At 35.4% G+C, this 12,882-nt stretch carries 13 protein-coding genes; 3 read left to right on the top strand and 10 right to left on the bottom strand.

The window, feature by feature from the left end:
* Positions 1–53: 53 nt before the first annotated feature.
* Both AC4BC7_RS16865 and AC4BC7_RS16860 read right to left on the bottom strand, forming a co-directional pair.
* Positions 54–518, bottom strand: a complete 465-nt coding sequence (locus AC4BC7_RS16865; RefSeq protein WP_207941804.1) for a GAF domain-containing protein — start codon at positions 516–518, stop codon at positions 54–56.
* 12 nt (positions 519–530) lie between these two features.
* The gene (locus tag AC4BC7_RS16860; protein WP_207941803.1) at positions 531–1,193 is read right to left on the bottom strand and encodes a winged helix-turn-helix domain-containing protein; all 663 of its coding nucleotides are present in this window, start codon (positions 1,191–1,193) and stop codon (positions 531–533) included.
* A gap of 194 nt (positions 1,194–1,387) precedes the next feature.
* Here AC4BC7_RS16860 and AC4BC7_RS16855 point away from each other — a divergent pair, with 194 nt between their 5' ends.
* On the top strand, positions 1,388–2,815 hold the full coding sequence (locus AC4BC7_RS16855; protein ID WP_207941802.1) for a peptidoglycan DD-metalloendopeptidase family protein: 1,428 nt from the start codon (positions 1,388–1,390) through the stop codon (positions 2,813–2,815).
* 54 nt (positions 2,816–2,869) lie between these two features.
* Here AC4BC7_RS16855 and AC4BC7_RS16850 read toward each other — a convergent pair whose 3' ends face one another.
* The 5 genes from AC4BC7_RS16850 to AC4BC7_RS16830 form a co-directional block, all read right to left on the bottom strand.
* Positions 2,870–3,304 (bottom strand): universal stress protein, encoded by a 435-nt coding sequence (locus tag AC4BC7_RS16850; protein WP_207941801.1) that lies wholly within the window; start codon positions 3,302–3,304, stop codon positions 2,870–2,872.
* A 63-nt stretch (positions 3,305–3,367) separates the two neighbouring features.
* The gene (locus tag AC4BC7_RS16845; RefSeq protein WP_490503443.1) at positions 3,368–5,380 is read right to left on the bottom strand and encodes an FtsX-like permease family protein; all 2,013 of its coding nucleotides are present in this window, start codon (positions 5,378–5,380) and stop codon (positions 3,368–3,370) included.
* A gap of 1 nt (position 5,381) precedes the next feature.
* Positions 5,382–6,143, bottom strand: a complete 762-nt coding sequence (locus AC4BC7_RS16840) for an ABC transporter ATP-binding protein (protein WP_490503442.1) — start codon at positions 6,141–6,143, stop codon at positions 5,382–5,384.
* A 92-nt stretch (positions 6,144–6,235) separates the two neighbouring features.
* Entirely contained in the window at positions 6,236–7,222 is a 987-nt protein-coding gene (locus AC4BC7_RS16835; RefSeq protein WP_207941798.1) for a sensor histidine kinase, read from the bottom strand.
* A complete protein-coding gene (locus AC4BC7_RS16830; RefSeq protein ID WP_207941797.1) occupies positions 7,219–7,905 on the bottom strand; it encodes a response regulator transcription factor in 687 nt (228 codons plus the stop codon). Before AC4BC7_RS16830 ends, AC4BC7_RS16835 begins: the two co-directional genes overlap by 4 nt.
* 114 nt (positions 7,906–8,019) lie before the next feature.
* On the opposite strand from AC4BC7_RS16830, the gene rimM reads away from it, so the two are divergent.
* Together rimM and trmD are read left to right on the top strand one after the other, a co-directional pair.
* Entirely contained in the window at positions 8,020–8,544 is a 525-nt protein-coding gene (rimM, locus tag AC4BC7_RS16825; RefSeq protein WP_207941796.1) for a ribosome maturation factor RimM, read from the top strand.
* On the top strand, positions 8,534–9,271 hold the full coding sequence (gene trmD, locus AC4BC7_RS16820; RefSeq protein ID WP_490504450.1) for a tRNA (guanosine(37)-N1)-methyltransferase TrmD: 738 nt from the start codon (positions 8,534–8,536) through the stop codon (positions 9,269–9,271). Before rimM ends, trmD begins: the two co-directional genes overlap by 11 nt.
* Positions 9,272–9,346: 75 nt before the next feature.
* On the opposite strand, the gene AC4BC7_RS16815 is transcribed toward trmD, so the two are convergent.
* The 3 genes from AC4BC7_RS16815 to AC4BC7_RS16805 all read right to left on the bottom strand — a co-directional run bounded on the left by AC4BC7_RS16815 (position 9,347) and on the right by AC4BC7_RS16805 (position 12,742).
* Positions 9,347–10,285, bottom strand: coding sequence for a hypothetical protein (locus AC4BC7_RS16815; protein WP_207941795.1), 939 nt, complete (start codon positions 10,283–10,285; stop codon positions 9,347–9,349).
* Between the two features lie 164 nt (positions 10,286–10,449).
* Entirely contained in the window at positions 10,450–11,637 is a 1,188-nt protein-coding gene (tuf, locus tag AC4BC7_RS16810; protein WP_490503441.1) for an elongation factor Tu, read from the bottom strand.
* A 277-nt stretch (positions 11,638–11,914) separates the two neighbouring features.
* On the bottom strand, positions 11,915–12,742 hold the full coding sequence (locus tag AC4BC7_RS16805; RefSeq protein WP_490504449.1) for a DMT family transporter: 828 nt from the start codon (positions 12,740–12,742) through the stop codon (positions 11,915–11,917).
* Positions 12,743–12,882: the final 140 nt, after the last annotated feature.

Below are 12,882 nucleotides of genomic sequence, written 5' to 3'. Positions count from 1 at the left end.
ATACATTCCTCTCTAACATTCAGGTGTTTTTAGCACTCTTTGATAGCAAAATTTTATTTAATGCTTAACATTAATTCAACATATTTTTCTAGAAATTCTCGGTCAATGGTATCGTAACTATGAGTTTGGCTGCTATCAATATCTAATACGCCAATCAACTTACCATCTTTAATCATTGGCACAACAATTTCAGACATCGCTGCAGAGTCACAAGAAATATAATTTTCATGTTCTTTAACGTTATCAACAATCAAAGTTACTTGTTTTTCGGCAGATTCGCCACAGACCCCTTTACCTAATTTAATCCGTGTGCACGATACTCTGCCTTGAAAAGGACCTAAAATTAATTCGCCTTCTTCAAATAAATAATACCCGGCAAACACTGTATTTTCTAATGTTTCATTTAAGATGGCAGAAGAATTCGATAGACTGGCAATCCAGTTTGTTTCTGCTTCTAATAAGCCTTTTTGTTGGGCTAGCAATAATTCATACGCTTGGCGTTTTTTCTCTTTGTCCAAATGGTTCACTCCTTAGTCATCTAATTGATATTGAAAACGATAGCCGCGTCCATGAACAGTTCGTATATACTCAAAATTTCTGCTCTTTAAGGCAATTTTCCGACGTAAATTTTTTATGTGAGTATCGATTGCTCGATGGGTTCCTCGCTGATTGTTCAATAACACTAACAATTCATCGCGGGAATAAATACGATTAGGATGTTGCATAAATTGCAATAATAATTGATATTCAGAAGCTGTCAATAACACTTCTTGTCGTTCAACATATACTTGTTGTGTCTCTGTTTGTAAAATTAATTCGTCTTCATTATAACTTAAAGCTTCTGGTAAACGATAGCGTTCAATGATACGAAAAATGGCTTTAATCCGAGCAATCCATTCATTTTTTTCCATTGAAAAATCCCAAATAAGATCCATGCCTTCGTTTAGCAATTGACATCGTTCTTCAGCAGTTAAGGCATCATCAAAACAGATATACCATGTCTTTTCCTTAGACTCTTCTGCAAGTGGTCGCCATTCAAAGCGTTTGAACTGGTCTGGAAACACAAAAATTAAGTCTTGATTCTTTTCAATTTTATTAGAAAGCGTACAAGCGGCAAATGGTAATTCGGTTTTTAACCACTGGATATATGGTTGATAGCTTTCTGGTTGATGCGATAGTAATTGGATATTCATTATATCTCACCTCTCCCACATTATACAATGAAGAATATTTTTTCCAAATAACAGATTGTGTCAAATCGTTTAGGATTATTTCAATTAGGTTAAAATTAAAGATTTTTTTAACAAATTTTCATTCCCTCACACAAAACTCACATTGTTTCATTATATTGGATGAAGTGAACATTAAAAAAAGTGCGAGGTTATTTATGATTAAGTTAAAAAAAGTCGCATCAATGACTTTGTTAGCTGTTTTATTAGCTAGTCCTGCTCTTGCTGTAGCAGACGAATTTGATGCAAAAATTCAAGAACAAGACCAAAAAATTGAAGCTCTAGAAAAAGATCAAAAAAATGCGGAGAAAAAATTACAAGAACTTCAAACACACATTGGTCAAATTGAGCAAGAAATAGAAGACGTATTAGCTTCAAAATTGAAAGAAGAACAGCGTCTAAATGAAATAAATACAGAAATTGCAGATTTGAAAGAAGTGATTGCTCAACGAGATGAAAAATTGAAAGAGCAAGCGCGTGATGTGCAAGTCAATCATAATACTGATGATTTTCTAGCAGCAATTATCAATTCTGAATCAATTAATGAAGCATTCGGTCGTGCTTTAGCATTAAATACAATTGTTGATGCTAATAATGAAATTCTTCAAGAACAACAAAAAGATAAAGAACGCTTAGAAGAATTATCCATTGAATCAGAAGAACGTATACGCGTAATTGAGGAAAAAAGCGCAGAATTACATGAAAAGCAACAAGAGTTAGTTGAAGCTCAACTGGACCAGGAAGTGGCGATTCAAGAAATTCAAGTATCCGTAGCTACTGAGAAAAAACAAAAACAAAAATTCATCAAACAAAAAGAAGAAGCGGAACGTAAGCGTCAAGAACAATTAAAAGCTTTAGCTGAACAACGTGCTCGTGAAGAAGCAGCACGTAAGAAAATTGCTGAAGAAGAAGCTCGTGCAGCAGCTGAAGCAGAACGTCAAGCACAAGAACAAGCAGCCCAACAACAAGCTCAAACAAATGCTGAACAAGCAGCGATTCAAGAAGAGACGCAATCAGTTGCTGTCCCTGAACCAGCCACAACTAAAGTTGAGCGTGAAAATCTAGAAGTTGCGGCTCCAGCTGTTGAAACAAAAGTTGAGCGTCAAGAAGCTCCAGCTGTTGAAGAACCAGTTGTGGAACAACCTGTCGAAGAAAAAGATGAAACACCTGCTGCTTCATCTTCAAATTCATCTGGTTGGGCATCTCCTGTAAGTAGTATTTCTGTTTCAAGTCCATTTGGTATGCGTGCTAACCCAACAGGTGCCGGCACAGAATTTCACAATGGTATTGATTTAGTTGGTTCATCAGGTACTCCAATTTTTGCAGCGAAATCTGGAACAGTTGTCCAAACTGGGTTTGATCCTAGTGGTGGTAATTATGTCATTATCGATCATGGTGATGGTTATTTCTCTCACTATTTACACTTAAGCAGCATTGGCGTTGCTAACGGACAAACTGTGAGCCAAGGTGCCACTGTCGGAGGTATGGGGACAACAGGTAATTCAACCGGTGTTCATTTACACTTTGGTATTGGAACTGGCGTTTGGTCCGGTTTTGTAAATCCAGCACCCTTTATTGGCGCTTAATTTCATTATGTAGAAAAAAAGAACGAGCAAAAACAATGCTCGTTCTTTTTTTACTTATTTGACAACCATCACATTACAAACTGCATGGTTGACTACAAATGCCGTTGTGGAACCAATTAAAGCTTGCGAAATTGCGCCTTTTCCTGTCGAGCCCATGATAATTAAATCGATATCGTATTCTTCAGGAATATCGACAGCAATTTTACGTTTTGGCGACCCAACTTCGATGACTACATGTACATCATCAATTCCCGCAGCTTTTACTTCTTCAACTTTCTTCTCCATGAAATCTTCAACAAAAGTTTTTTCATCTTGTAACAATTTGGAAAACGCATAAGCACTTGTTGTCAACTCAACATCATTAATAATCCATGCTAAGTAGACTGTTGACTGATTACGTTTAGCAATTGCAACGGCTTCATCAAATGCCTTTTCTGACTTGGCGGAACCATCTACGGCAACTAATAAATTTTTATAAGTTTCTAACATTGTAAGCGCCTCCTTTTTCTTTATTATAACACTGTCGTTTCCAACAAGCAAAACTCACGATAATTAAATTTCTCGTTCGACTAGGTGATAATAAATTTTGGCTGTCAAAGAATAGACGACTAAATAAAGCAAAATAAAGCAGAGAACAACACTGATAGTTGCTTTAACAAATATAGCACTTTGGGTAATTTCAAATAATAATAGTAATTGTTTCATCATTGGAAAAGCAAATACTACATGACTTAACGCCACAATTAAAGGTAAGCTAAACACCATAATAACCTGCTGATGAATGGTTTTTTTCACCTCTTGTTGACTCATTCCAACTTTTTGCATAATGATAAAACGACGTCGATCTTCCAATCCTTCTGAAATTTGTTTGAAATAAATAATTAATGTCGTTGCTAACATAAAAACAATACTTAATAGCAAGCCAATAAAAAAGAAACTGCCATCAAAAACATGCGCACTTTCAATCGCCACATCTTTAGTTTTCAAGCTATACGAATACGAACGTTGACTATTCAAACTACTTTCATTAACTATCTTAGTAAAGCCTTCAACAAAGTTTAGTCGCTGCTTACGGTCATCTTCGACAAAATTAAAGGACCAACGATATTCTTTTTCAATAATCCGACTACCTTCTATTATTTCGGGTATCGTTTCTTCTAACACTTGCTTGATTTGCTCTTCATTGCTAAAAACAAGCAATACAGTTGGCAATGGAATTTCTTGAAAAATCGGTGCTAATCGATTCGTATTTTTTACTACTTTAAATGTTTGACTATCTTTAAAATGAATTTCTTTTTCATTGGTTTTGCTTCCTAACTGATCAACCATCACCTCATCTTTTTTCAATGAATACGTCGAATTGGTTGCATGATTGTATTCATCTACGGAAATAAAGCGGTAATAAGTCGCTGAAATAAATTCAGCCGCACTACTAAAACTTGCATCTGAATCGCTCACCCATGTTAGCTGACCGTTTTTCTGCCCATAAGGTACTGCCTGAAATGTTTTTATATTCAACGAATCTGTAATCTGGATATTCATTTTTTCCGCTAACTCATAGGTATGATCTTGCACGGTAGTCATTTTTATTGAAGGCGTGAACGTAATGTCATACGCATATTCAGCATCTAATTCTGCTTGTCGGCCAAAATACAAACTAGCAGTCATCGCAATCGTAATTAGCGCCATCGTTGACAAAATACAAATACTCGCTAACCCCGCCGCATGTTGCTTCATACGGTACATCATTCCCGAAATAGCCACAAACGAACGCGGTCGATAATAAATTTCAGGTCGTTTTTTTAGAAATTTCAGTAACGTAATACTTCCTCCAATAAAGAGCAAATACGTTCCTAAAACAACAAATAATACCGCAATTAAAAATAAAAACATTGCTTGCATTGGCGAATGAATACTTAAGGCAATTCCATAACCAACAACTAAAGAAATACCGCCAATAACGGTCATAATAATTCGTGCTTTCGGTTCTTTTTCGCCTTTCTTATCACTAGTCAATAATTCAATGGGATTCGTTCGATAAATTTGACGACAATTCAACGCAAATAAAACACCGAATATCAACAAAAATTCCAAGGTTATCATTAAGATGCTAGCCATTGTCATTTGGGTAGTAAACACTTTTCCAATGTCTAACATTTTTACTAAAACAAGCGCCGTAAACTTAAATAATACAAACCCTGCCAGTAACCCACCCATCAGCGAACACAGCAAGCCATAGATAATTTCCCAAAAAACGACTTGATACAACTCTTGTTTGCCTAATCCTAACACATGAAAAAGACCTAATTCACGTGTCCGTTGTTTCATTAAGAACTGATTTGCATAAATCGAAAAAATCCATGTGAACACGACAATAACAATTTGTCCTAGATAAAAAGCGTGACGTACGCCCCCTCTTTCAGTGAGCGTATCCATCCCAGCATTGTGTACCAATAAATAAATCGTCGTATTAATCGCTACCATTAACGTCATTGCTATCAAAAAAGGTAAATAGATGGGAAGATTTTTCCGAATGTTTTGCCAACTTAATTTTGCAAAAAACATTTTATCCCCCCTTTGCCACTAAAGCAGTCATTGTTTCTGTAATCGTCTCAAAAAATTGTTGATTATCTTTTTCGCCACGATAGATCTGATGAAAAACTTGACCATCTTTAATAAAAAGCACCCGATTCGCATGACTAGCCGCTAAAGAGCTATGCGTAACCATTAAAATAGTTTGCCCGTTATCATTTAACCGTTCAAACACTTGTAATAATTGACTAGAAGTTTTTGAATCTAATGCTCCTGTGGGTTCATCTGCTAAAAGTAATTCGGGTTGTGTGACGATGGCACGAGCAATCGCCACTCGTTGCTGTTGTCCTCCTGATAGCTCATACGGATATTTTTCTATTAGAGAATCAATTCCTAAAGCCGTGGTGACAGATATTAAACGCGTTTGCATTTTAGAATGCGGCATCCGCGATAAGACTAGCGGCAATAAAATATTATCTTTGACAGAAAAATTTTCTAATAAGTTAAAATCTTGAAAAACAAAACCTAGATGCTCTCTTCGAAAATTTGCGGCTTCTTTTTCTGGAATTTCACTTAGATTCATTTGTTCAAGCTGAATTAAACCAGCTGTTGGTTTATCTAAAGTCGCAATTAAATTAAGTAACGTGCTTTTCCCTGAGCCTGATTCTCCCATAATCGCTACGTATTCTCCTTGTTCTACTGTAAAATTCATATGTCGTAGCGCTTCAACTGGTTGACCATTCAAACGACTTTGATAGGTTTTTTTCACATTTTTTACGGTTAATAAGCGTGTCATTGTGCTCCTCCTTTTTTATTTATCATACCGTTAGTTGTTTCCTTTCACCACTTACAAAAAGAAATCCAAACTTACAGAACTGTAAGTTTGGATTATTCGTTAAAATTTTGTTCAGTTGGAAAATCAAGCATGACTTTTGTGCCTTTTCCCAATTCAGAAGTAAGTGACAAACTGATGCCAATTTTTTCAGCTACAATGGTACATAAATAGAGACCTAACCCACTTGCACGTTGTTGTTCACGACCGTTATAACCTGTATACCCTTTTTCAAATACCCTTGGCACGTCTTCTGGTCGAATACCCATTCCTGTATCCGCAATAACAAGTTGATTTTCCCAGCAAAGGGCAATTTCTCCGTTTTCTGTATATTTAATCGCATTAAACACCACTTGTTCCAAAATGAAAATCAGCCATTTCCGATCCGTATAAACTGTTATATTCAATCCTTTTAATACTAAGCGTAAATTTTTTTGCGAAAAGAAAATCGCATATTTTTTTAAAACCTTTTTGACGACGGGCTCTAATTGAATTTTTTCAATGACTAAATCTTCCTGACTTAAATTTTGACGTAAATAATTTAGCATCAATTGTAGACATTCATTGATTTTAAACAGTTCATTTTTCATCAATTTTCGATCTATTTCAGATGATTGTACTAGTAAGTCTAACGCCGCAATGGGGGTTTTAATTTGGTGCATCCATAAGCCAAAATCTTCTAAAAAGATTTCTTGCTGTTCGATAGTCTGCTGTTGTTGTATTTCTTTTTCTTGCAGTAATTTTTGCAATAATTCTTGGTAGATTTGTTCATTCTTTTGCGTTGCTTTTGGAAAAAACGCCATACTGTGTAAGGTTAAAGATCGTTCTTGAAGATGTTGCAATTGTTTAATTTTTTGACGATAACGATACCCTTCAATCAACGAATACACGACCAAAACGAATGTTAAAAACAAAGCGATATCCAAAAACAAGTCTAACGGTAATTCGTATAAATAAATCGTCGCAAGAGTTAGCCCCGTAAATAGCACATACATTACGTAAACTTTGATATTTTCTTTCAAATAATTCCCTATCAGTTTCATTTGAACTCCTTTTCAATCACATATCCACGATTCTTAACAGTTTGAATCACATCAACAATCCCTATGCTCTGTAATTTTTTTCGTAAACGTGTCATATTAACAGCTAGCGTATTGTTATCAATAAATTCATCGCTATTCCATAATGCCTGAATAATTTCTTCACGGGAAACAATCTCACCTTGCTTTTGCATTAATGCTGCCAAAATTCGCGTTTCAGTCGGTGACAAAGTGACTAAGTCAACAGCTGATTTCAATTGATTTTCTAAAGGATTAAACGTAACCACTCCCAATTGATAGGTCAAGACAGGTTGTCCATACTGATAACTTCGGCGCAAAAGAGCTTGAATTTTTGCTACTAAAACACCTAAATCAAATGGTTTTGCAACAAAATCATCTGCCCCCATATTCATCGCCATAATCTGATTCATCTTCTCTTCTGCAGATGATAGAAAAATAATCGGTACTTCTGAAAATTTGCGAATTTCTTGGCACCAATAAAAACCATTAAAATACGGCAACGAAATATCTAACAAAATTAAGTCGGGGGTGAGAATTTGAAATTCTGCCAGTATCGCTTGAAAATTTTGTGGAGAAACGACATGATAATCCCAATTTTCCAAATGTTTTTTCACAACCGTCACAATCGTTTCATCGTCTTCAATTAAATAAATTGTTTTTTTCATACAGTCAATCTCCTTCAATTTAGTTATAACATAAAAGTTCAAAGTAAGAAATCTAGAATTCAATTGCTAACCATGCTAAAATAAGTAGGACTTTAAAAGAAATGAGGAAGAAAAGTGACTGAATATTTAAATGTCGGTAAAATTGTTAATACCCATGGAATTCGTGGTGAAGTCCGTGTGATTTCTCAAACAGATTTCCCTGAACAACGTTATCAAAAAGGTGCAAAATTAACATTGTTCCGTAAAGGCAACGCTCCGTTAGATGTAACTGTGTCTGGCCATCGTAAACATAAGAATTTTGATTTATTAACCTTTGAAGGCTATCCAACTATCAATGATGTAGAACCCTTTCGTGATGGAATTTTAAAAGTAGCAGAAGAATTTCTAACAGACTTGGAAGAAAACGAATATTATTACTATGAAATTATTGGGTTAAATGTCATTGATGAACAAGGTAACTTACTTGGAAAAATCAAAGAAATTTTATCTCCAGGTGCGAACGATGTTTGGGTTGTTCAACGCAAAGGAGAAAAAGACGCTTTAATCCCCTATATCGAATCAGTAGTTAAAGAAATTGATTTAGATGCTAATGAAGTGCATGTAGAAATTCCAGAAGGGTTGTTAGATGATGCGGATTGATGTCTTAACTCTTTTCCCACGAATGTTTGAAGGTCCAATGGGCGAATCAATTATCGGTAAAGCCCGCGAAAAAGGCTTACTCGAAATGAATGTTTCCAATTTCCGTGACTATTCGGATAACAAACATCAAACAGTGGATGATTATCCTTACGGCGGTGGCGCAGGTATGTTGTTAAAAGTTCAACCCATCTACGACAATATCAAAGCCATTGAAAAAGAGACACCTACCACTAAAAAACGAGTCATCTTACTTGATCCAGCGGGTAAGCCATTTAATCAAGCAATGGCTGAAGAATTTTCAGAAGAAGAACATCTTGTGTTTATTTGCGGACATTATGAAGGATATGATGAACGTATCCGCTCTTTAGTGACGGATGAAGTTTCTTTAGGGGATTACGTCTTGACTGGCGGAGAATTAGGTGCCATGGTAATGATTGATGCAACGGTTCGTTTACTACCCGACGTCTTAGGCAATAATATTTCTGCTCAAACAGACTCTCATTCTACAGGGTTGTTAGAACATCCTCAATACACACGTCCTGCTTCGTTTAATGACATGGATGTACCTGCTGTTTTAATGAACGGTAATCATAAATTGATCGAAGAATGGCAGTTAAAAGAATCGTTACGTCGGACCTATTTACGTCGTCCAGATATGTTAGAAAAATTAGAACTAACCCAGCAAATGAAGAAATTACTGACAGAAATTCAAAAAGAAGAGCAGTAAAAAACGCTCTTTCGCGATAAATACTCGCGAAAGAGTGTTTTCATATCGTTTAAAGCAGGTTGTATTTTTTATTTCTTAACTTAATTTATAACTCTCACTGCCTAATTTACGATTACGTAAGACATTTAAAATTGTCGGAATCGCTCCTAATGCTGTAAATAGATACAACATAGCAAGGTTACCATAGTAAGCACTTGATTCAACATAACCTTCACTTAATAGCTGTGGCATTAGACGGAAAGCACTGAAAACATCTGCTTCTTGATAATAGCTAGCAACGCTAATGGACCAATCTAAGCGCATCCCAACATACACCATGATAATCATAATGATACTACTGCCAATAATCCCTTGCTTGCTTAGCTTACCTCCAAGTAACTCGTACCCTTTTAATGAGCAAATAGCTAAAACAATCCCTGATAGTGCCGCTACATAGCCTAATTGTCCTAAAACAATAATGGCAATTACACCAAGTACACTCCCTAAAAAAGCACCCACTAATCCAGCAACAATATTTTCTTTCTTTTGATTTTTTGCCTGTTCATTCGCATTTACCGCTTCGGAATATTCTTTAAAACAGGTTTCACAACAAATAACTGGTGTCCCAGCTACATTATAAACATCTTCACCTTCTGCACCACAATTTTGACAACAATTTTGAAAATAATTGCTAGCTAAAAATTGTGTAATTAATGGTAACACTTCTTGTAGTTTCTCTGCGCTTTTATTCGCAGTCATTCCAGTTTTTAATACATAAAAAACTTGATGTCCTTGCACTTGGCATTCGACAATACTTTTTGATTCTGCAACAATTTCTTTTAACAAATTAGCATCTGGTAATTCATTTTCTTGCTTTAATGAGAATTTCAATGTAAAACGGTATGTTTCGTTGAATGGAATTAGACAAAATTTATACCCATTCATTACACCATAGATTGTTGACGTTGGCTTGTCTAAAGATAGTTCTAACTGTGTCGCAATTTTCTCTAATGATTTTACATACGGTCGTTCCATTTTTTCTCCTCCTTTTGTCACACTTTTTTAATAAAAATGTTACTTAAAAGTCTAGCGGAGTATCAAATACGTGTCAAATAATGCGTTTTCATTAACCATAAAACGAACACTACTGACTGGTTTATAAAAAAACTCCCTAGAAAAATTTCCTAGAGAGTTCGTTGCTATTTTTTAATTTCTGTAACCATTCCTGAACCAACAGTTCGTCCACCTTCACGAATAGAGAACGTTGTACCTTGTTCAACAGCAATTGGATGAATTAAATCAACATCAATGGTCACGTTATCGCCAGGCATCACCATTTCCACTTCTTCTGGTAATTGAATCGTTCCTGTAACGTCAGTTGTACGGAAATAAAATTGTGGACGATAGTTATTAAAGAATGGCGTATGACGGCCACCTTCTTCTTTCGTCAACACATAAATTTCTGCTTTAAATTGCGTATGTGGTGTGATAGAACCAGGTTTTGCTAATACTTGCCCTCTTTCAATTTCATCGCGGGTCACTCCACGTAATAAAATCCCTACATTATCGCCTGCTTCACCATAATCTAATGTTTTACGGAACATTTCAATTCCTGTTACCACGGCTTTTTTTGTTTCATTTTTGATACCAATGATTTCTACTTCATCACCAACGGAAACTGTTCCACGTTCAATTCTACCTGATGCAACAGTTCCTCGACCAGTAATTGAAAATACATCTTCAACTGGCAATAAGAATGGTTTGTCATTTTCACGATCTGGTGTTGGAATAAATTGATCCACAGCGTCCATCAATTCCATAATTGCTGCCTCGGCTTGTGCATCACCTTCTAAAGCTCGTAATGCAGAGCCTTTGATAACTGGAATATCATCGCCTGGAAAATTGTATTCTGTAAGTAATTCTCGGACTTCCATTTCTACCAAATCAATTAATTCGTCGTCATCGACTAAATCAATTTTATTCAAAAAGACAATCAAATATTTTACGCCAACTTGACGTGAAAGTAAAATATGTTCACGTGTTTGAGGCATTGGACCATCTGTTGCGGAAACAACTAAAATTGCGCCATCCATTTGTGCAGCACCAGTAATCATATTTTTTACATAATCCGCATGACCTGGTGCATCAATATGTGCATAGTGTCTTGCATGTGTTTCATATTCAACATGTGCTGTATTAATCGTAATCCCACGTTCACGTTCTTCAGGCGCTGCATCAATACTACCGTAATCTTGCGGGTTTGCTAGGCCTTGTTTTCCTAATACTGTAGTGATTGCAGCCGTCAAAGTAGTTTTCCCATGATCGACATGCCCGATTGTTCCGATATTAACGTGTGGTTTACTTCTGTCATAATGTTGTTTTGCCATTTTACAAACCTCCTATATAAGTTGATCGAAAAGCTATTTTAGTTTTCGATTTTATAGATTAAACACTTACTTTATATAAGTATTGAATCTAAACTTATTATACGTCAAAATTGGTCAAAGTCAATTAACATGCTTCAAAGAACACCTATCTTCATTTCTTTGACTACTCTCTTGCTATATTTAACGAATAAGCTGATGATTTATGTATAGGAAATCAGTGAGTAGTCTTTAATAACATACGTAAAAAAAGAAACTAGAAAGCCTGATCTCGTTTCTTTTAAACTCTCTTTTGTAAAACTAAAATGGAACCTAAGACACAAATAAATCCAATAATTTCTAACCATGAAAACGTCAAATGAAAAAATAAAACAGATAGAACTGTAGCTAAAATTGGCTCAAATGCAGTTAAGATACTCGCCAATGAAGCAGAGATAAATTTTAAACTGGATAAGTAAATTAAATACGCAATAGCTGTACCAAAAAGAACAACAATTAACAGCTGCACGAATGATTCCCTAGTTATCATTCCATCTACTTGCCAGATTGGGTGAAAACAATTCGCTATTACACTTCCGAAAACCATTCCCCAGCCTACAATCGTAAAGCTACCATATTTTCGCAATAAATTTCTTGGTTGGATAGAATAAAACGCTAAAGCAATTGCTGAACCAATTCCCCAAACTAAAGAATCCCTCGAAGTAAACACCGTCAATATTTCACCTTTCGAAGCAATTAAAATGACCCCAAATAACGTGATTCCCATCAAAAATAGAGTTACAAATGATGGCATTTTTTTTGCTTTCAAGGACTCATATAAAACAACGAAAAAAGGACCCGTATATTGAACAATTGTCGCAAATGAAGCATTACTTAATTCAATGGTTTTAAAATAAGTAAATTGAACTAAAAACATGCCTAAAATAGAAAACGCAAGTAAGTCAAAAAAATCTTTTTTGTCTTTAAAAGGTTGAAAGACTTGATATTTATTTCGAACAAAAGCTATCACTAATAAAATAATCCCCGCCAGTAATAATCGGGTAGCTACTAACCAACTCGCTGAAAAATGAAATTGTTCGAATAACAACTGCCCGGAAACACCAGAAATTGCCCATAAACTTGCTGCTGTACAAGCAGATAAAATTCCTCTCGTTTTAATAAGCCTTCTCCTCTTTCTTTCTTTTTTGTATTATATTATTATAGTTTTCATATCCATATAAATCTTTCAATATTCTGGCTATTTTTATC

It is taken from the genome of Enterococcus sp. AMC1623, assembly GCF_058216495.1.
The sequence above is the reverse complement of the archived record's forward strand: the minus strand, read 5'-3'. Positions and strand labels throughout refer to the sequence as shown.